15 protein-coding genes are annotated in these 19,776 nt (G+C 66.6%); 4 read left to right on the top strand and 11 right to left on the bottom strand.

Going from position 1 to position 19,776, the window contains the following annotated elements; genetic code table 11:
- Window positions 1-56 precede the first annotated feature (56 nt).
- Window positions 57-1,331: a PucR family transcriptional regulator gene (locus tag ACLQ3C_RS03775; RefSeq protein ID WP_425703578.1), complete on the bottom strand. Its 1,275-nt coding sequence runs from the start codon at window positions 1,329-1,331 to the stop codon at window positions 57-59.
- A gap of 146 nt (window positions 1,332-1,477) precedes the next feature.
- Window positions 1,478-4,327 (bottom strand): pyruvate dehydrogenase (acetyl-transferring), homodimeric type, encoded by a 2,850-nt coding sequence (gene aceE / locus ACLQ3C_RS03770; protein WP_425703971.1) that lies wholly within the window; start codon window positions 4,325-4,327, stop codon window positions 1,478-1,480.
- 184 nt (window positions 4,328-4,511) lie between these two features.
- On the opposite strand from aceE, the gene ACLQ3C_RS03765 reads away from it, so the two are divergent.
- The 4 genes from ACLQ3C_RS03765 to ACLQ3C_RS03750 all read left to right on the top strand — a co-directional run bounded on the left by ACLQ3C_RS03765 (window position 4,512) and on the right by ACLQ3C_RS03750 (window position 7,297).
- The gene (locus ACLQ3C_RS03765) at window positions 4,512-5,165 is read left to right on the top strand and encodes a hypothetical protein (RefSeq protein ID WP_425703576.1); all 654 of its coding nucleotides are present in this window, start codon (window positions 4,512-4,514) and stop codon (window positions 5,163-5,165) included.
- A gap of 183 nt (window positions 5,166-5,348) precedes the next feature.
- Complete coding sequence (locus ACLQ3C_RS03760; protein ID WP_425703574.1) at window positions 5,349-5,786, top strand: DUF3052 domain-containing protein; 438 nt, start codon at window positions 5,349-5,351, stop codon at window positions 5,784-5,786.
- Window positions 5,783-6,265: a redoxin domain-containing protein gene (locus ACLQ3C_RS03755; RefSeq protein WP_425703573.1), complete on the top strand. Its 483-nt coding sequence runs from the start codon at window positions 5,783-5,785 to the stop codon at window positions 6,263-6,265. Before ACLQ3C_RS03760 ends, ACLQ3C_RS03755 begins: the two co-directional genes overlap by 4 nt.
- A gap of 129 nt (window positions 6,266-6,394) precedes the next feature.
- A complete protein-coding gene (locus ACLQ3C_RS03750; protein ID WP_425703572.1) occupies window positions 6,395-7,297 on the top strand; it encodes an SGNH/GDSL hydrolase family protein in 903 nt (300 codons plus the stop codon).
- Between the two features lie 47 nt (window positions 7,298-7,344).
- On the opposite strand, the gene ACLQ3C_RS03745 is transcribed toward ACLQ3C_RS03750, so the two are convergent.
- The 9 genes from ACLQ3C_RS03745 to ACLQ3C_RS03705 all read right to left on the bottom strand — a co-directional run bounded on the left by ACLQ3C_RS03745 (window position 7,345) and on the right by ACLQ3C_RS03705 (window position 19,580).
- On the bottom strand, window positions 7,345-9,948 hold the full coding sequence (locus tag ACLQ3C_RS03745) for an acyltransferase family protein (protein ID WP_425703571.1): 2,604 nt from the start codon (window positions 9,946-9,948) through the stop codon (window positions 7,345-7,347).
- Window positions 9,949-10,046: 98 nt separating this feature from the next.
- Window positions 10,047-10,175 (bottom strand): hypothetical protein, encoded by a 129-nt coding sequence (locus tag ACLQ3C_RS03740; protein WP_425703570.1) that lies wholly within the window; start codon window positions 10,173-10,175, stop codon window positions 10,047-10,049.
- A 226-nt stretch (window positions 10,176-10,401) separates the two neighbouring features.
- Window positions 10,402-12,456: a protein kinase domain-containing protein gene (locus ACLQ3C_RS03735; RefSeq protein ID WP_425703569.1), complete on the bottom strand. Its 2,055-nt coding sequence runs from the start codon at window positions 12,454-12,456 to the stop codon at window positions 10,402-10,404.
- Window positions 12,457-12,490: 34 nt separating this feature from the next.
- The gene (locus ACLQ3C_RS03730; protein WP_425703568.1) at window positions 12,491-15,148 is read right to left on the bottom strand and encodes a protein kinase domain-containing protein; all 2,658 of its coding nucleotides are present in this window, start codon (window positions 15,146-15,148) and stop codon (window positions 12,491-12,493) included.
- A gap of 173 nt (window positions 15,149-15,321) precedes the next feature.
- Window positions 15,322-16,239 carry a YfaP family protein gene (locus ACLQ3C_RS03725; RefSeq protein WP_425703566.1) on the bottom strand — a complete coding sequence of 306 codons (918 nt, stop codon included), beginning with the start codon at window positions 16,237-16,239 and terminating at the stop codon, window positions 15,322-15,324.
- Window positions 16,240-16,390: 151 nt separating this feature from the next.
- A complete protein-coding gene (locus tag ACLQ3C_RS03720) occupies window positions 16,391-17,116 on the bottom strand; it encodes a hypothetical protein (protein WP_425703564.1) in 726 nt (241 codons plus the stop codon).
- 153 nt (window positions 17,117-17,269) lie between these two features.
- Window positions 17,270-17,695 carry a hypothetical protein gene (locus tag ACLQ3C_RS03715; RefSeq protein ID WP_425703562.1) on the bottom strand — a complete coding sequence of 142 codons (426 nt, stop codon included), beginning with the start codon at window positions 17,693-17,695 and terminating at the stop codon, window positions 17,270-17,272.
- Window positions 17,696-18,390: 695 nt separating this feature from the next.
- On the bottom strand, window positions 18,391-18,759 hold the full coding sequence (locus ACLQ3C_RS03710; RefSeq protein ID WP_425703560.1) for a hypothetical protein: 369 nt from the start codon (window positions 18,757-18,759) through the stop codon (window positions 18,391-18,393).
- 305 nt (window positions 18,760-19,064) lie between these two features.
- Window positions 19,065-19,580: a hypothetical protein gene (locus ACLQ3C_RS03705; protein ID WP_425703558.1), complete on the bottom strand. Its 516-nt coding sequence runs from the start codon at window positions 19,578-19,580 to the stop codon at window positions 19,065-19,067.
- Window positions 19,581-19,776: the final 196 nt, after the last annotated feature.

The raw sequence follows: 19,776 nt of genomic DNA, 5'->3' as shown, positions 1-19,776 counted from the left end.
TGTCCAAATGGCGTCTGCCAGCGGAAACACTTAAACGACAGTGGGGCGGATGGTTCTCATGTGGCGGAGGTTGTCGATTCGTGCCGGAAGTGTGTCAATCTGCCGACTGTCGCGGCGATTCGTAAGACGTACCCGTCACGAGAGTTAGTTGGATCACGTCCTGTGGCTTCTGCAATTTTCTTCAGTCTGTACCGGACAGTATTTGGATGGATATACAGTTCGCGCGCGCAGGCCTCCACCGAGCCACCGCAGTCGAGGTAGGCCTCGAGCGTCGTGTTGAGGGTCGAGCCGCCGGCCGCGAGTGGGCGCACGAGCGTGTCGATCAGGGTTGCGGTTGCCGACGAATCGCCGTTGAGAGCCCGCTCCGGCAGCAACTCGAGGCTGTGTACCGGCCGCGGAGCGCCCGGCCAACCGACGACCGCGCTTATCCCGGCCATGGCCTCGGTCGCGCTGGCGTGCGCGGTACCGAGATTGGGCATGGTCGGGCCGATGACGACCGGCCCGTCGGCGAAATGGGTGAACAAGGCGCTGCCGAAAGGGTCGGAGACTGCGATCGGCCCACTGACGATGGTCACCAGCAACGTGCCCTGCACTACTGAAAGAGCCGCTCTGTCATAGCGTTTGGCGGTGTTGTGGATCGCCAGCGGCACCGACACGTTCTGTTCGGGCGGTGGTGCCCCGACGATGACGGTGGCCGGGGCGTCGGAGTCCCAGTTCAGCGCCGCCGCGCGGGAGAGCAACTGCGGGCCGGTGTCACCGCGCACCACCGCGTCGACGACGAGCGCCTCGAGCCGGGAATCCCAGGCACCACGGGACTCGGCGGCCGAGGCGTAGATGGCGGCCGCCGCGAATCCGATCTCACGTCCGTAGCGCAATACCGACTCGGTCAATGCGCGGAGTTGGGCGTCGTTGCGGGCCAGCAGGGGCAACCACTTCTCGAAGAACTCCATGGCGACCCGGACCATCTCGACGGTCTGCAGCAGGGTGATGCGGCGGGCGAGGTCCTGGGGGACGACCTGGAAGGCCTGGACGGTGAATTTGACGTTGCCCTCGGGGTCCTGAATCCACTCGACGAAGTTGACGACCGCGGTCTGTACGACGAGCTGGACGCTCGCCCGTTGCGCGGCGTCGAGGTCGGCGAAGTACGGGAGCTGATCCTGCATCGAGTGGACGGCTTCGGTGGCCAGCCGGCCGCTGTATTGCTTGACGCGGCGCAGCAGGGTGTCGGGGAGCGCATCGTGGACGGTGGCAGGCGCCGGTACGTGCGCACCACGCTCGCCGAAGACATCACTCGGCGCCGGCGGCGGCTGATTGACCCGTTGCTCGGACATGTACTCAATGTAGGCGTCGCGTCCGGTGGGGCCCGACCGATCGTGGTGGTCACCCCGGACGAGGGGGACCGCCACGACGACGGAGAGTGACGACGGAGAGTGACGACGGAGAGTGACGACGGAGAGTACGGAGAGCGCGGGAGCCGCTACGCGCTGCCGGTGTCGGCGTAGGACACCTCGGCGGCGGCGACATCGGTGATCCGGTACTTGGTGGCCGCGGCCGCAGCCACCGACGAGTCGAGGTGGCCGTCACGGGCCAATGCCACCAGGACGCCGACGACGATCGACTCGGCGTCGATGTTGAACACCCGCCGTGCGGCCGGGCGGGTATCGGAGAAGCCGAAACCGTCTGTGCCCAGCGTCAGGTAGGTGCCCGGCACGTAGGCGCGGACCTGCTCGGGGACACCCCGAAGGTAGTCGCTGACCGCGACGAAGGGCCCGGAGCTCTCGGCGAGGACTGTCGTCAGGTACGGCTGACCGGCCTCACCGGCCGGGTCACGTACCGTGGCACGATCGATCGCGATGCCGTCGCGGGCGAGTTCGCTCCATGAGGTCACCGAGTAGACGGCCGCGCCGACATTCCACTCGTCGGCCAGCAATTCCTGTGCGCGCAGCGCGTCGGACATGGTGATGCCGGAAACAAGGATGTTGGCCGGGAACTCCTTGCCCTGCGGCGCCGGGCGGAACCGGTAGATGCCCTTGCACACGCCCTCGATGTCGAGATCGTCGGGTTGTGCCGGCTGACTGATCGGCTCGTTGTAGACGGTGAGGTAGTAGAAGATGTTCTCCGGAGTCTCCCCATACATCCGCCGGAGACCATCGGCGATGATGTGCCCGAGCTCGTAGGCGAACGCCGGATCGTAGGCCACGACCGCGGGATTGGTTGCTGCGAGAAGTGGCGAGTGCCCGTCGGCATGCTGCAGTCCTTCGCCGGTCAGGGTGGTGCGTCCGGCGGTGGCGCCGATGGCGAATCCGCGGGTCATCTGATCGGCTGCGGCCCAGAAGCTGTCGCCGGTGCGCTGGAATCCGAACATCGAATAGAAGATGTAGAGCGGGATCATCGGCTCGTCATGGGTGGCATACGAGGTGCCGACCGCGGTGAAGGACGCGGTCGAGCCCGCCTCGTTGATGCCCTCGTGCAGGATCTGGCCCTCGCTGCTCTCCTTGTAGGCGAGCATCAGGTCGGCGTCCACGGAGGTGTAGAGCTGGCCGTTGCGGTTGTAGATCTTGAGGGTCGGGAACCACGAGTCCATCCCGAACGTGCGTGCCTCGTCGGGGATGATCGGCACGATACGGTGACCGATCTCCTTGTCGCGCAAGAGATCCTTGAAGATCCGCACCAGTGCCATCGTGGTGGCGACCTGCTGTTTGCCCGACCCCTTGGCGGCCGTCTTGAGTGCGTTGCTCACATCCGGCTTGAGCACCTTGGCCCTGGTGCGGCGCACCGGCAGGAACCCGCCGAGATTGCGGCGGCGGTCGAGCATGTACTCGATCTCCGGTGAATCCAGCCCCGGGTGGTAATAGGGCGGCAGGTAGGGATTCTCCTCGAGTTGCGCGTCGCTGATCGGGACGCGCGTGGAATCGCGGAATGCCTTGAGGTCGTCGAGGGTGAGCTTCTTCATCTGGTGCGTGGCGTTGCGGCCTTCGAAGTGCTTGCCGAGGGTGTAGCCCTTGATGGTCTTGGCCAGGATGACCGTCGGCTGGCCCTTGTGTGCCATCGCCGCGGCATAGGCGGCATGGATCTTGCGGTAGTCGTGCCCGCCGCGCTTGAGGTTCCAGATCTGGGCATCGGTCATATCCCGGACGAGATCCTTGGTGCGGGGGTCGCGATTGAAGAAGTACTCCCGCACGAAGGCCCCGTCGTTGGCCTTGTAGGTCTGGTAGTCACCGTCGTTGGTGGTGTTCATCAGATTCACCAGAGCGCCGTCCTTGTCGGCCTGCAGCAGGGCGTCCCACTCCCGGCCCCAGACCACCTTGATGACGTTCCAGCCCGCACCGCGGAAGAACGACTCGAGCTCCTGGATGATCTTGCCGTTGCCGCGGACCGGCCCGTCGAGGCGCTGCAGGTTGCAGTTGATGACAAAGGTCAGATTGTCCAGGCCCTCGGTCGCGGCGACCGAGGCGAAGCCACGCGACTCGGTCTCGTCCATCTCACCGTCACCGAGGAACGCCCACACGTGTTGATCGGAGGTGTCCTTGAGGCCGCGGTCGTGCAGGTAGTGGTTGAATCGCGCCTGATAGACCGCATTCATCGGGCCCAGGCCCATCGATACGGTGGGGAACTGCCAGAAGTCGGGCATCAGCCGTGGATGCGGATACGACGGCAGCCCACCACCCTCGCCGGCGTGGCTGTGCTCCTGCCGGAACCCGTCCATGCGCTCGGTGCTGATCCGTCCTTCCAGAAACGCGCGGGCGTAGATGCCCGGCGAAGCGTGGCCCTGGATGAAGATCTGGTCGCCGCCGCCGGGATGATCGATACCGCGAAAGAAATGGTTGAAGCCGACCTCGTAGAGGGACGCCGACGAGGCATAGGTCGAGATGTGGCCGCCGACCCCTACCCCGGGACGCTGGGCCCGGTGGACCATTATCGCGGCGTTCCAGCGGATGAACTGGCGGAAGGTGCGCTCGACCCCCTCGTCGCCGGGGAACCACGGTTCGAGTTCGGTGGGGATGGTGTTGACGTAGTCGGTCGACGTCAGAGCCGGGATGGCGACATGCTTCTCGCCGGCACGCTCGAGTAACCGCAGCATCAGGTAGCGCGCGCGGGCGGGCCCGGCATGTTCGACGAGATTGTCGAAGCTCTCCAGCCATTCGCCGGTCTCGTCGGGGTCGATGTCGGGCAGATAGGACGCGACGCCCTCACGGATGACCCGCACGCGGGTTCCGGGGATGGTGTCGGGTGTGCCGTCAGTGGTGCTGACGCCCTTGGTCTCTGCCGGTTCGGTCACGGTGATGCCTACTCCTCTATCGGGCCGGGCGGGGGTGCTGCCCGGCATGCGATGACACGAGAGCCCATCGGCGGCAATGGTGTGCTCGCTCACGGACCCACCTCACATCGTGCCCCATGTTGCCGACGTTGGCACCGGGGGTGCTCCGATTCGACGCGTGGTGCCTGACCTGCGGTAGCGTTCCGAATGTGATTACCGCCGAGTAGGGAACGCGGCGATTAGGGAGTAGCGAGTGACGCGTGCATCGGCATGTCCGCCGACGTCGGGGCGACTGTGCCGTGTGCGGCGAGGCGGCGAGCCGGCCGGACCGTCCGGCGCGCCGGCCCGGACGGTGCGTTCCCCGGCGATGAGTGTCGCGGCGATGTGTGCCGTGGTGATGATCGTCGGCGGCTGTTCGACGACGGTGGCGGGGTCGGGGAGTGCCGATTCGGCGCAGGTCTCGCAGTATCGCGCCGAACAGTCCGCGTCGGCCGCGGCCGGCCGCCACGAACTCACACTGGCGCTGTGCCGGCAGGCGATGTCGTCGATGGTGGTGATGGTGCACGGTTACAACACCTTCGTCGACCGCCTCAACGAGGTGCAGTCTTACGACCGGGTCGGAGACCTCGATGAACGGGCGCGAGCGAGCCTGATCGCCGGGGTGGACCAGATCCGGGCAAAGACAAACCCTTCCGTACCGGCCGCAGTGACCGATCCGGTGAACGCCTTCCTCGATAGTTCCGCCCGGCTCGGCGAAGCGATCGGCCGACGCGAACGGGCCGGTCTGAACCCGCTCGCCGACACCTGGACCCAAGACAAACAGGCTGTGCTCGCGGCGTGCGCGACCTACCTGCCCACGCCTCCGGGCCTGGCCTCGACCACTGCCACGGCGCCGGTGCCCGGGTAGTACGGGCCGTCGCCGATCGCCCCGGCCGGTGCCCATTTCGACCGACTGGAGGTCTCTGATGGCCGATTCCTGTCGGTGCGGGGTCATGGCGTGCATTACGCTGTCCCAATAGCCGGTCCGAAGACCGGCTGGTTTTCGACAGCCGACACGGCGAACAGTATTCGACTTGGGAGGTCTCGCGCGGTGGTAGCCGCCTCAGGGAGCAATGGCTCCGATGGCAGCAGTGCACAGAAGCTCGGTTTCGGACCCGGCATGGTGGTCCAGGAACTGGGTTGGGACGAGGACACCGACGATGACCTGCGTGCCGACATCGAGGACGTCATCGACGCCGAGATGCTCGACGAAGACGCCGATGACGTCGTCGATGTCGCGGTGCTCTGGTGGCGTGACGACGATGGCGACCTCGTGGACCGGTTGATGGATGCGATCGGACCGCTCGCCGACGATGGATACATCTGGGTCCTCTCGCCCAAGACGGGTAGTCCGGGTTATGTCGATCCGAGTGAGATCGCCGAGGCCGCGCCCACGGCGGGGCTGACCCAGACCAATGTGGTGAGTCTCGGTGACTGGTCGGGTGCGCGTCTGGTGCAACCGAAATTGCGCACCGGCAAACGGCCATGAGCGCACCCGACGTCGCGGTCGGACCCCGAATCGGCGCCGGCGCACCGGATTTCGAGCTGCGGGACCAAAACAATCAACGGGTCTCGTTGTCGCGCTTGCTCTCCGAAGATCGCAAAGTGCTCATCGTCTTCTTCCCGCTCGCGTTCACCGGCACATGTCAGGGTGAGCTCGGCTATATCCGCGACCAGCTGCCGCGCTTCGTCAATGACGACGTCCAGACCATCGCCGTGTCGGTCGGTCCGCCGCCGACGCACAAGGTCTGGTCGTCGGCCCAGGGCTTCTTGTTCCCGATCCTCTCGGACTTCTGGCCGCACGGCGCGACCGCGCGCTCGTATGGCGTGTTCAGCGAGAGCCGCGGCTATGCCGATCGCGGCACCTTCCTCGTCGACACCGACGGACACATCGCCTTCGCCGACGTCGTCGGCCCAGGCGAGGCGCGGTCGGCGGAACTCTGGGACCGAGCCCTCGCGGCGGTCTGACCTTGGGGCGAGACTCGGTCAAGCAGGGAACCGGGCAGTGTCTCGCGGCGTTGATGCATCGACCTTGATCAAGTTGTTGCACGCCACCAGTTGCGACAGAAGTGACTGGTGTAGTTCAGTGTGATCATTGTGGTCAACTTTTCGCTGTCTCAGCTCACCCGCATATGCACTCGTGGCCGTATCCGGCGTATCGGGGTCGGCATGGTGGCCGGCGGTGCGCTGGCCTTCGCCGGTGCCGGTCATTGCGCTGCTGCGCCGCCCACCGACCTGCCGTCGGCGATCGACAGTCTCAACGGCATCGTCACGGCGTTACCCCAGTCCGGCGTGCCGAACTCGTCGGCAGATCTCGGCCTGCCCGACGTACTCGACCAGATAGGCAATCTGACGCTTCCGCAGACGGGCACCAACCCGGGATCGTCGCGATGCACCTCGGTCATCCAAGTGGGTGACTCCACCTCGGTGCGCGCCGACGACGCCGCCGCGGTGCCCGCGCCCACCGATACCGCCAGTGCCCAGTACCGCCGAGTCGGTGCCGCGAACTTCACCCTCGACGCGCTCGCCAGCCGCGCGATCGTCGATGGCCCGTCCCTCGACGCCGAGCACGCTGTCGGCGCGCAACTCGCGGCAGGCAAACACGGTTGCTGGGTCATCGCCATGGGCGTCAACGACGCCGGCGCCATCGCGACCGGCAGTTCCGTCGGCGCCGACGAGCGCATCGACCGGATCATGAAGCAGCTCGGCGGGCAGCCGGTGTTGTGGCCGACAGTGGCCTCGTCCAATCCGAGCAATCGGGCCTTCGGCTCCGCGGCGATGGCCGCGTTCAACACGGCACTGCGCAACGCAACCGTCCGCTACCCCAACCTGGCGGTCGTCGACTGGGCTGCCGCGGCGCAGCCGGGCGAGTTCACCGACGGTATCCACTACACCGCAGCGGGTACCGCCGACCGCAATCGCCGCTTTGCCGATGCTCTCGCCGCCGCCTTCCCGCCCGGTGCGGGCGCGACCCCGGCGACACGGTGGGTCGTCGGCTGAACGTCGCGTGACCGGGCTTCAGCGGTACCGGCACGTCCTCCGGTCGCTCAGTTCGGGCAGGTGATGGTGTTGTCCCGTTTGCCGGTGACAGCCTGCCGCAGACCTGTGGTCACCGCGTCGGCGTACATCCAGGTGCCGGGGCCCATCGGGTGTACTCCGTCGGGGCCCAGATTCTCCGGATGGGCAGCGGCCGCCTGACACCACGGCGCCAGGAACACGTCCGGGTGCCTCGGCGCGTACTGCAACACCTGCTGCGCGGCCTGCGGGATGCCGTCGACCGGTCCGTACGGCACGAGCAGCACGATCTTGTGGCCCGGTCCGATCTCGGAGAGGATGCGGTCGAGTTGACCGTCGAAGGCCTGCCCGTTGGTGCCGAAGCCCAACACCACGAATTTGCGCAGCGTGCCGGCGGATCGCAAGTTCTCGATCACGCCCTCGCCGCCGGTGTAGTGCCGTGACACCTGTGCGTCGATGTAGATACCCGGGAACCGCGCCTGAAGTGCGGGGGAGGAGGCGAGCATCACCGAATCACCGACGCCGGTGATGTCGCGGCCCAGTGGCAGGGCCGGGACGTCGGCGGGCGCCGGCCGAGGCGGTGGTGTGGCGGCCGGCGGGTGCGCGTTGGCCTGCCGCTGAAGGTCGGCGAGGTGGTCGAGCTGCTGTTCGAGCGCGGTCTTCTCGGGGCTTCGGCCCAACGCGGAACCGGCGAACAAGGCGACGACCAGGCAACCCACCAGGACCGCGGCCGGGACACCGAGGCGTTCGGTCGTCCCCAGCGAGCGCAGCACGCCGCGGAAGCCCTTGCGGCGGAACGGCGTCTCGATGTAACGGTAGGACAGCTCGGACACACCGAGGGTGAGCACGGCGGCAAACAAGCCGACCGTCCAATCCGGCCACGACGACGAGCGCGCGGCATCGTGGCCGCCCTGCAGCCAGGCCCGCAGGAACAGGACGATCGGCCAATGCCAGAGGTAGAGGCTGAAGGAGCGCTCGCCCAGATAGCGCAAGGTCTGCACCCGGAGCAGAGCCGCGACCGGGCCGGTCTCGGCAACCGCGGTGTGAACCACGCACGCGGTGAGCAGACACGCGACGAGCAGGCCGCCCTGATAGGTCAACGCCGAGGTGTCGGGAAGGAAGAAGATCAGTGCGATCAGACCCGTGAAGGTGAGCGGCGCGACTGTCTTGCCGAGGATCTCTGCGGTGCGCGGTGACACGCGTCGCGGCCAGGAGTCGGGGGCATCGGGCGCCGGTGCGGTGAGGACCAGTGCCAGCGTGACGCCGACGAGCAGGCCGAAACTGTGGGTGTCGGAACCGAAATACACCCGGCTGGGGTCGCGGGCGGGATCATAGAGTGCGACCATTGCGGCCACCGACCCCGCGGCCAGCAGCGCCGCGACCGTCGCGATGATCCGCATCTGGGTACGCGCCCCCGACGACAGTCGCCGCGCCACCCACAGCGCGCCGAGGAACAGCAGCGGCCACACGACATAGAACTGCTCCTCGATCGCGAGTGACCAGTAGTGCATGGTGATCTGCGGCGACGTGTCGGCGAAGTAGCTGTGCGACTGGGCGATCTGAACCCAGTTGTTGACGAAGAAGGCCGAACCGAGGAACTGATTGACCAGTTGCACCGCGGTGTCGCCGCCGATCAGGCCGGCGACGGCGGTGGTGACGATCAGCACCGTCAACGCGGCCGGCAGGATGCGACGCGCCCGGCGAACCCAGAACCGGGACAGTGAGATGTGGTTCTTTGCCCCGTACTCGCGGACCAGCAGCGAGGTGATCAGGAAGCCCGAGAGCACGAAGAAGATGTCGACACCGAGATACCCGCCGCGGACCGCGTTGCCGAAGAAGTGATAGACGACCACGGCCAGCACGGCGATCCCGCGTACGCCGTCGAGGGCGAGGCTGCGGCGGATGCGGCCGGGCGCGGTCTTCGCGGGCTGCACCGACGGTGCGGTGCCGATCATCGCAGCTTGGGTGGCCGCCACCACGGGACGGAGGACCCGGGTGGTCGGGCGCGCGGCGGGCCGAGCGATCGTCCAGACCGGCATGATCGTCCGGGCCGGCGACAACGGGCCAGGCGGACGGGCTGCCGCCTTCCTCGGCTGCTGGCCACCGCCGGAGTCGGCGTCGGATCTGGCGGGCTCCGCAGCTGTGTCGGTGTTGGTGGCGGCGATCGAGGCGGTCCGGCGGTGCCGGAGATTCGGGGTCGCGGAGGCCTCGGTCGCCGGCCCGGTCTCGGAGTCGGCCTGGTCCGGGTCGGCGCTGTCCGGGTCGGCGTCGCCCGGGTCTGCGTGGTCCGGGTCGGCGTCGCCCGGGTCTGCGTGGTCCGGATCGGCCGCGAGCTCGACGGTGTCCGTGTCGGAGGTGTCGATTTCGTCGGTGTCGGTGTCGGTGTCGGTGTCGGTGTCGGTGCTGTCGGCATCGACGACGGCGTTCGGCTCTTCGGTGTCGGCGTCGTCGGGAGCGCTGTCGGTGCTGGGCCGCTCGATCTCGACGGTGTCGTCGTCGGGGGCGGCTGTGATCTCGACCGTGTCGGACTCGGACGGTGCGGTACGCGGCGGCATCGGCAACGCGTACACCGGCTCGGTGCCGGGGCGGTGCACGACTCCGATCGGCGCCAGTCCGGCCATCGGGGATGAGTTCACTGCCGGCGGATGCGAACGCGCCGCGGGCATCGTGCTCGGCCGGTTGTGGGTCGAGACCGACGGGTGTCGACGGGTGCGCCAGGTTCGCATTCGTGCCATCACGCGTGCACCTGCCGGACTGTCGAACTGCGCACGACGAGATCGACGGTGAGCATGCAGATGCCCTCGAGCGCGGGGCCGTCGAGTTCGGGGAGCCGGGCCGGCGGGCTGGGGAAGATGCGTGGCATACAGCAGGTGAGCGTTTCAGTCGGGTGCGGAGGTGACATGGCAGCGATGTCGGTTGTGCCGAAGGGGGCACCAGGCGCTCAGTGTAGCGGTGCGCGCCGACGTTTCCAGAACGACCGACCGTCGTGTCCTCTGGTCGGACGAACGATGACCGATTCGCGAAGATGGCATGCGCCGCAAAAGAATTCATTGCGATCGCAACCACCGCGATGAACCGCGACCGTCGACTCAGGTCGGGAAGTTCACCTGGGTCGGAGCCGGTCTGGTGTCGGTGGTGCCATCCCCCACCTGGCCGTCGAAGTTGGATCCCCAACAATAGAGCTGATCGTGTGCAATGGCGCAGGTGTTACCGCTCCACACACTCACCGCGGTGACGTCGTCGACGCCCCGAACGTCGGTCGGTGTTGGTTGGTCGAGATAGTCCTTGCGATTGTCGCCCCAGCACTTCAGGGTGCGGGCGGTCGTGATGGCGCACGTCGCCCCGCCATTGGTGGCGATGGTGTCGACATCGGTCAGGATCTTCTTCGGCAATAGCCGGTTGGTGGTCGTTCCGTCACCGATCTGGCCGGAGCCGTTGTCGCCCCAGCAGTAGGCAGAGTCGTCGGCGCGCCGCGCACACGTGGAGCCGTCGCCCCACAATCCTCCGGTGCTGATCGGCGACACATAGTTGATGTTCTTCACCTCGACCGGGGTCAGGCGGCCGGTGGTGGTCCCGTCACCGAGTTGGCCGCTCGCGTTCTTTCCCCAGCAGTAGGCGGTGCTGTCGGCGATGGCGCATGTCGCTTCGTCGGCGACCGACACGTCGGTCACCGACGACAGCGACTCGATCTTGGTCGGCGCGGTGCGTGCAGAGTTGGTCCCGTCGCCGAGCTGGCCTTCACTGTTCGAACCCCAGCAGTAGAGAAAACTGTCCGCGATCGCGCACGTGGTGTAGGAGTTGGTGGCGATGTCGGTGACATTACTCAGACCGGGAATCTCCTTGGGTGTCGTGATCTTGTCGAGCGTTCCCCAGCAGTAGGCCTTACCCGCGGCCACTGCGCAGGTCCCGCTGCCGCCGGTCGAAACCGCGGTCACATCGGTGAGGCCGGCGACCTTCACCGGGGCGGTCCGATTGGTGGTGGTTCCGTCGCCGAGTTGCCCGTTGTCGTTCTCGCCCCAGCAGTAGGCCAGCCGGTTGCGTACCGTGCAGGCGGCAGAGACGGCCACACTCACGTCGGTGAACGTGGGGGCGGTGGCCGCGGCCGGGACCGGTTCCGATCGCCCGACCGTCCACCACGTCGCGGCGACCGCGACGACGGCGACGACGATCGCCGCGACAGCCGACACCAGGATGGCGCCCAGACGCGATCTGCGCCGCCGCGATTCGACGGTGCGGGCGTCGGCGTCGACCGGCGGCTGCCCGCCACCGAGGGGAGCGGTCGTAGCCAGCGGGACGATCGCCGATTGGGGCCCGCCGGTCGAGGTGGTCAGTACGGCGGCAAGTGCCCGGGCGAAGGATTGGCAGTCACCGAAGCGCTGCGTCGGGTCCTTGGCGAGGGCTCGCTCGAAAACCGGATCGAGGGCTGCCAGGTCCGGGCGACGTGAACTGATCGGCGGTGCCGGCTTCGACAACAGTGCGGCCATCATCGCCGACGGCGTGGGAGCATCGAAAGGTGCTACGCCAGTGAGCAGTTCGTACATGCTGCACGCCAGCGCGTACTGGTCGCTCATCGGACCGGCAGGTTGACCGTCGATGACCTCGGGCGCGGCGTAGGCGAGCGTGCCGATGAACGCGTGGGTGGCGGTCATCGACGTCGAGTCGGCCAGTTTGGCGATACCGAAATCGAGCAGGACGACCTGGTCGATCGATCCGTCGGCCTCCCGCGTGACAATGATGTTCGCGGGCTTGATGTCGCGGTGGATCACCTGATGCCGGTGCGCGTAGTCGAGTGCTTCGCCCGTGCGAAGGGCGATCTGTCCGACCTCGGCATCGGTGAGGCCGCCGGCGGTGAGATCGCTGCCGTCGAGGTAGGTCATGGTGAACCACGGCGAGTCGCCTTCGACGCCGTAGTGATGGATCGCGACGATGCCGGCATGGTTCAGTGAGGCGACGGTGCGCGCCTCGTTGGTGAAACGCTGCTGGAACTCGGCGTTGTCGGCCGCGGTGACCGAGATGACCTTGAGCGCCTCACGACGCAGCAGGTGCGGATGTTCGACCAGGTAGACCTGCCCCATGCCGCCGGCACCGAGTTTGGCCAGAACCTGGTATCCGGCGAACGTACTGCCCTGTTCGAGCTGTGCCACTAGTGCCCCCTATCGGTTCGCCTGGTACCGGCCGTCAAAACGTGACCTCCGTCGGTGTCTGCACAAAGGCGTCGGACCCGATGCCGAGTTCACCGTCACGGTTGGTGCCCCAGCAATAGATCTTGCTGCCGGTCTGGGCGCAGGCCACCGCCGCGTCGGTGGCGACCGCGGAGGCCGTTCCGGTGATCCCGGCGATCTTGGTGGGCGTGCTGAAATACCCGCGCGGATCGGGTCCGGCCACGTTCGCCGAGTTGTTTCCCCAGCAGTTGACGGCGCCGTCGGCCACCGCGCAGGTCGTCTGCGAGCCCATCGAGACGCGGCTGACGTTGCTCAGCCCGGTCACCTGAGTAGGCGCTCGCGTCGTCCGGCGGTCGGCACCACCGGTCTGCCCGTAGGTGTTGTTGCCCCAGCAATAGAGGCTGCCGTCACTGACCGCGCACGTACTGTTCACGGCGGTGGCGAGGTCGGTCACCTTCGACAGGCCGCCGACGCGCACCGGGGTCTTCTGGTCGACGGTCGTGCCGTCCGCGAGCTGTCCGCGATTGTTCGCACCCCAGCAGTAGACATCGCCGGCGCCGGTGAGCGCACAGGTCTGCGCCGAGTCGGTGGTCAGGGAGACCACGTCGTCGAGGTGTTTCACCTTGGTCGGGACCGGGCGGCTGTCGGTGGTGCCGTCGCCGAGCTGTCCGCGCGTGTTCGCGCCCCAGCAGTACGCGCCGCCGTCGGCCACCGCGCACGAGGTGGAGTCCGACTCGACGGCCTCGCCGGAGAGTTTGACGTCTGCGCCGATGGCCACCGACGTCACGTTGTGCAGATTCGCGACCTTGGTGGGCGCAGGGCGATTCTGGGTGGTGCCGTCGCCGAGCTGTCCCTGGGCGTTGTTGCCCCAGCAGTACAACGAACCGTCGGCGATCGCGCACGCCGACGTCCACCCGACGGCGATGCTCGTCACCTTGTTCAGTCCGTTGATCTTGACCGGCGTGTTGGAGTCCGTCGTCGTGCCGTTGCCGAGCGCGCCGTCGGCGTTCGAACCCCAGCAGTACGCCGCCGACTGGCGAATGGCGCAGGTGGTGCCGTGGCCGGTGGACATCGTCGAGGTGGTGACCTGCGCCAGGGTGGAGTCGCGGTCGACGACGAACCAGGTGGCCGCGACCGCGATGGCCGCGATCACCACCGCTGCGACCAGGGAGAGGCCGGCGTAGATCCCGCGACGGCGCCAGGGGCCGCGGGACCGCGAAGATCCGTCTGGGGCCGTCGGCGGTGGTCCGTCGGTGCCCGACGGACCGGTGTGCCGGGGCGGCGGTTCGGGCGTCGAGGTGCTCTCGCCGGGCGCGAAAAGTGGCTGGGTGCCGGTGTGCGGGTGTGTCGACGCGGAGTTGCCTTGAGGTGCATACACGCTGGTGGAGGCGCCGGAGAAGGCCTCCGGCAACAGTGTCTGAGGGGAATCGAGGGCGGGGGAACCGATATCAGGCGAACCGGTATCAGAGGAACCGATATCGGACGGAACCAGCGTCGGCGGGGCCGGTGAAGCGGCCGCGTCCGGACGAGGCGCCTCTGGGTGGGTGGGCTGTGGTTGCCCGGAAACGGGTTGCCCGGACGCGGATCGCGCGGGTTCGGCTTGCGCGGCTTCGGATTGCGGAGCATCCACTGGCGGTGGGACCGGATGTGACGATGTCGGCGGCGGCGTCTCGCCGGGGATTCCCAACTGCTGTACAGGGGCCTGCTGGACGGGGGCTTGCCGGACAGGCGCCGGTTCTGGGGCCTGGGTAGGCGGCTCCACCGGTGCGGCCGCGCGTCCGCGCAGCGATGATGCCGGCGCGGGGGCGACCGGCCGTGACTGCGCGGCGGTCGCGCGGGCACGCAGGGTCGCCACCGTCCCCACGAACGCCCGGCAGTCGGGGTAGCGGCGTGCCGGGTCCTTGTCGAGGGCGTGCCCGAAGGCGACGTCGAGCGCGGCGAGGTCCGGCCGGTACGCACTGATCGGCGGCGCCGGCCGGTGGAGATGCCCCGTGATCGTCTGTTGCGGTACGGCATCCGCGAACGGTGTTGTGCTGGTGAGGAGTTGGAATAGCAGGCAGGCGAGTGCGTACTGATCGGAGGCGGGGCGGGCGGGTTGACCGGCGATGATCTCGGGGGCGGTGTATTCGGCGGTGCCCGAGAGTGGGTTCAGCGTCGGGCGCCCGGTGAGGGCGATCGTGCCCACGTCCAGGACGACCGTTGTTCCCGGAGCGTTCGGTTCGACGTCGGTGGCGAGCAGGACTTCCGCGGGGCCGAGATCGCCGTGGACGACGCCACGTCGGTGCGCGTGGTCGAGGGCGTCGGCGATCTGGCCGATGATCGCCATCGCGTCGGCGTCCGAACGGCGTTGGCCGGTCAGCACGCGGCCGTGGACATACCGGCTGGTGAACCACGGGCGGCCGGACTCGATGCCGGAGTCCATCAATCCGGTCAGTCCCGGATGGACAAGTCCTTGCAGCGTGCGAACCCCGGCGGCGAAGCGGCTCTGGAACTCCGGCGAGCTCGGATCGACGGACAGCACCCGCATCAGCTCGCGTCGGCCGGAAACAGCGGGGCTCGACGCAGAGTGGGTGGATACCGACGGGTCGGCGATGAACATCTGGCCGAGTGCGTCTGAACGAATGGGACCGATCAGGTGACGGCCGGCGATCACCCCCGCATTGGTCGCGTTCAAGCAGTTCCCCCTCGATGTTCCATTCGCGATTCCGGGATGACGATACCCAACTGGAATCGTCGACCTGCGATCCCGTCGTTCATCTGATGCAGGCAGGGGTGTCGCGGCCGGGTGCGCCGGGGGTGTCGGCGGGCGCGGACGAGGGGTCGACGTGGCCGCCGACAGGCGCGGCTCTACGTCACCTGGAAGGCGGTGACCTGACGAATCTGGCTGGTATCGGCGGTGTGGACACCTGCACCAGTGAACGTGCCGGTGAATGTCTGGGGCTGCTGGCCGCCGACGCTCACCGTGACGACGTAGTTTGTGGCCGGTGTCCCACAGGACGAGTAGAGATTCACGTAGGCGGTGTAGGTGCCGGGCTCAGCCCGTGGATAGGTGATGTTCTCGTTTCGCTTGCCATCGATGTCGCAGTCGGCGTTGGAGTCGAGGTCGAGCTCGCCGCCGGCCGATGATGTCTTGTTGTTGAAGTAGATCTTGTCGCCGGACGGCTCGACGAGGATCAAGTCGAGATCGCTGTCGACATCCCATGACGCGGTGACCTGGACCGCGCCCGTCCCCACCTTGAGTGCCTTCACTTCTTGCCGGATCATCGGTCCCTGGACGCCGGAGGCATCGACACCGGCAAAGTAGAAGGCAAAGTCCTCCGACGGCAGCTGCTGCGCGAGGGTCATCACCACCGAGGCGTTCGACGTCGCCGATCCGAACTTCAACTCGGTGTATCCAGGGGCCGGGGCGCCGGTCGGATGACCATTATGCTTGCCTTCCAACGCGATTCGCATCGTGGTGATCGGCGCAGATGACTGGGTGCTCTGCAGGACGCTGCCGCCGTTGACCGCGGTGACATTGTCGGGCAGATGTAGCGTCGGGCCCGCAGACTGCCCGGCCGCGAGGGTCCCCGACACGGCCGATGACGAGCCACCAGGATTGTTGATGGCGGTGACACCCGTGACGAAGCCGTCGATGGCGGGCCCTGCGGCGACCGGTGTGCCGCTGACCGAACACGCCGTGGACAGCCCGACGATCACGGTCAGAACGGCGATGATGACGCGCGCGGTCCGCGTCCGGTGCGTACGTCTGTCTGCGGAAGGCATGCAGTTGATTAAAGCGACCTGAGAGATGATCCGCGAGAGATCAACCGATGTAGTGCGTCCGTGTCGGAAATTCGCACGTCGGGGTCAGTCGATCGGCGGACGCCTCGACCGGGTCATCCCTGGCTGTTACGCGATGTCGCGGCGCGCCCGGCTACCACCGCAGCATCGGCGCGGGGGCCGCGGGATGCTTTGCGGCATACCCGGACAGGCCCTTGGCGAGCCAGCGGTGGAAGCCGAGATAGGGAAACGTCTCGACGATCCCGCGGACATCGTCGCGGGTGATCCCATGGCGGATCAGACCCTTGCTGACATCGACGAGATCGGCGCGCCGAAAGGTGTCGGTGAGGCGGTCGGGATGGCTGCGCACCTTGTGGTGTTCGAGCACCATCCGGTGCACCGCGTCCAGGTCGGTCGCGGCGAAGTCGGCGGTGAGATCGTCGGCGAGGCGCGCGGACGGATCCAGATAGTCGAAGGTCTCGGCGGTCCAGACACCGAGATCATGGACAACCCACGCCAGTACGGACTCGGCCGGTGGCTCATGGCCCAGAAGGAGCGCCTGATAGTTCAGGCCGCGCAGCACATGGTTGCGGTACACCGGTGCGCTGTCGCCCAGAGCGTCCGCGTAGCGGGCGAGCGTGGCGTCGACGATGTCGGGCTGGAGGATCGTTATCAGCCCATGGTGCCGCATTGCGGCGGCGACGTGTCCGGTTCGGGATGCGCGTGCGGCTGTGCAGGCGCCGGAACAGGTGCCACGAAGCCGGAGGTCCGGTAGGTCACCTCGTCGACGACGTGCCCGGCACCTGGCCATCGATATCCCGCCACATTCTCGACTCGGACGATCCTCGTGTGCACCGACGACCGCTTCCGATTCGTTCATGTCGGCAGTCTTTCCAATGCGAAGCACCGTGAGCATCCGCATCCGGCGGAAGGTCGACTTCGTGCGGCAGCAGAACTCGCGAAGTCGGGCGTCGGCTCGTCGGGAGCGGCCGCGGACCGCTACGATTCGGCGGCACCGAGTCAAATGTCGCGGTCATGGTTCTCGCGGAACTTCTGGGTGCTGTCGGGCCCAGTCTTTGAGTTCTTTCAGGAATGACTCCTCGACCTCGCGGCGGATGGCCTGTGCGATGCGATCGGGGACAAGCACAAATGTCGTGTGGCTCTGCCACCATTCATCGAGCGAATCGGAGACGCGACGTTCGTACTCTTCTCTTCGCGCTTGCTTGTCACGGACCCAGCGTTCGTATCCCTCGGTGACGGTATCTTCCGAATCGTTTCGCGGGATCGACGTGCGGTGTGATATCGACGGTCGGTACTCTCGGTCGCCACCCATCCCCGGCGGTATCGGTGCCGAGGGCGCTCTTGGCCCGGAGCTGGACGGCGGCTGATGGTTGGTGTCGCTGCCATCACCCCGCAGAACGGCTTGGATGTGAGCTGGAAAAGCCGAGATATCGGGCATAGGTGTACCTTTCGCCGGAACTCACGCGCCGGGGTTCGGATTCCAGGACCAGCCGGGGCTGTTGGGTGGGTTCGTTGGCTTGGGGATGTGAGCGGCAGCGCATTGGCGTGCTGCGGTGCCAGGTGGTTGGTTGAAGTCGGGACGGGTTTCGTTGAGGACCTTCCAGTCGCCGAAGACGTCATGGATGGGGTACCAGTGTGGGCCGTGCTGGTTGGCCGGCGGCGAGGTCCCGGTGCGCCGATAGGTGAGCACTTCGCCGCTGACGTCGGGGCCGGGTTGGCAAATTGTAGCGCTGGCAACGGCCCCTTCAGTATGGAACGCGATAATGAATACCGAAGTCCGGCCAGGTGGGTACGGGTGGGTGGGGTCTTCACCCAGCCCGAATGCCGGAGGGTGCAATTCGGTGGCCTGAACATATCCGGGATAGCCGGCCGCGGCGTGCGTAGCGCTGAGCTGAGCGATCGACTCTGACTCGTACACGGCCCGGATAAACGTTGCGTCAGGGCTCGTGAGATCAATTGCGGTCGTGGGGATCCATTCGGTGGTGAGGTGAAGGAACCACGGTGGTGCGTATGCCGAAGGCGATGCTGAGGGAGTTGGCGTGGTGTTGGCTGTTGTGCATGCGGCGAGCGCGAGTATCAGCATCGTGAGCGCTGATGCCCTGAGAAAAGTTCGCGCTGAGCGGGTTTGATGTTTCATGTGCCGGGATTCGGATTCCAGGACCAGCCGGGACTGTTGGGTGCGTTGGTTTGTTCGGGGATGTGCGCGGATGCGCATTGGCGTACGGCGAGACTGGGCGGTTGGTTGAAATCGGATTCGATGTCGTTGAGGACTTGCCAGTCGCCGAAGACGTTGTGGATGGGGTACCAGTGTTGGCCGTGCTGGTTGGCCGGTGGCGGGGCCCCGGTGCGCCGGTAGGTGAGGACTTCGCCGGTCCAGCCGGGACCAGTTTCACAAATCGTGGCTGTTGCCGTAATCCCGTCACTGTGGAAGGAGCCGACGAACCGGGAGCTTCGAGCTATCGGGCGGGCGAACTTCGGATCCTCGGTCGGTTGGAATTCCATGGGGTGTAGTTCGGTAGCGTGAACGTAGCCGGGAAATGCCACTGCGGCGTGAGCTGCGCTAAGCCATGCTATCCCGTTGGATTCAGATACGGCTCGGATGAAAGTGGCGTCGGGGCTCATGAGATCCAGTGCGGGGGTGGGAACCCAATACATAGTGATGTGCAGAAACCACGGAGGCGCATAGGTCGAAGGAGATGCCGACGGAGTTGGCGTGGTGTTGGGTGTTGTGCACGCGGCGAGCGCGAGTATCAGCATCGTGAGCGCTGATGCCGTGAGAAAAGTTCGCGCTGAGCGGGTTTGATGTGTCATGTGCCGGGGTTCGGTTCCCAGGACCAGCCGGGGCTGTTGGGTGGGCTGACTGGTTCGGGGATGTGGGCGGCGGCGCATTGGCGTACGGCGAGGCTGGGCGGTTGGTTGAAATCGGGTTGAGTGTCGTTGAGGATTTGCCAGTCGCCGAAGACGTTGTGGATGGGATACCAGTGTGGGCCGTGCTGGTTGGTCGGCGGCGGTGTTCCGGTGCGCCGGTAGGTGAGGACTTCGCCGCTCCAGCCGGGGCCGGTGTCGCAGATTGTGGCTGTCGCGATGCTTCCGTCAACTTCGAACGCGACGATGGCGTGCGTCTCCCTGCTCGTGGGCAACGGTGATTTCGGGTCGTCGGAGTCCAGAGGGGGAGGCGAATGGTGTAGTGCCGTAGCGTGAGTGAAACCAGGGTAGGCGGCTGCAGTGCCTGCCGAAGATACCTGCGCGATGTAGATTGAGTCGCGAACAGCGCGGATGAAGGTAGCGTCGGAACTCGTGAGATCGATTGCCGGAGTTGGCATCCAGTTCATAGTAAAGTGCACAAACCACGGTGGTGCGTAGACCGAAGGCGATGCTGGGGGAGTTGGCGTGGTGTTGGGTGTTGTGCATGCGGCGAGCGCGAGTATCAGTATCGTGAGTGTTGATGCTGTGAGAAGTGTTCGCGCTCGGCGTGTTTGGTGTGTCATGCGCCGGGGTTCGGATTCCAGGACCAGCCGG

The sequence above is a fragment of the Gordonia sp. DT30 genome, assembly GCF_049844915.1.
GTDB lineage: Bacteria > Actinomycetota > Actinomycetes > Mycobacteriales > Mycobacteriaceae > Gordonia.
Note: the sequence above shows the minus strand (reverse complement) of the source record. Positions and strands in the feature narration are given on the sequence as shown.

Excerpts from the sequence above, each read along its gene's own strand:
- ACLQ3C_RS03705 (WP_425703558.1), bottom strand. The coding sequence starts at position 19,580 with ATGCCAACTCCGGCAATCGATCTCACGAGTTCCGACGCTACCTTCATC.
- aceE (WP_425703971.1), bottom strand. The coding sequence starts at position 4,327 with ATGCCGGGCAGCACCCCCGCCCGGCCCGATAGAGGAGTAGGCATCACC.
- ACLQ3C_RS03725 (WP_425703566.1), bottom strand. The coding sequence starts at position 16,239 with ATGCCTTCCGCAGACAGACGTACGCACCGGACGCGGACCGCGCGCGTC.
- ACLQ3C_RS03715 (WP_425703562.1), bottom strand. The coding sequence starts at position 17,695 with ATGCCCGATATCTCGGCTTTTCCAGCTCACATCCAAGCCGTTCTGCGG.
- ACLQ3C_RS03775 (WP_425703578.1), bottom strand. The coding sequence starts at position 1,331 with ATGTCCGAGCAACGGGTCAATCAGCCGCCGCCGGCGCCGAGTGATGTC.
- ACLQ3C_RS03710 (WP_425703560.1), bottom strand. The coding sequence starts at position 18,759 with ATGGAATTCCAACCGACCGAGGATCCGAAGTTCGCCCGCCCGATAGCT.
- ACLQ3C_RS03755 (WP_425703573.1), top strand. The coding sequence starts at position 5,783 with ATGAGCGCACCCGACGTCGCGGTCGGACCCCGAATCGGCGCCGGCGCA.
- ACLQ3C_RS03740 (WP_425703570.1), bottom strand. The coding sequence starts at position 10,175 with ATGCCACGCATCTTCCCCAGCCCGCCGGCCCGGCTCCCCGAACTCGAC.
- ACLQ3C_RS03720 (WP_425703564.1), bottom strand. The coding sequence starts at position 17,116 with ATGAACGAATCGGAAGCGGTCGTCGGTGCACACGAGGATCGTCCGAGT.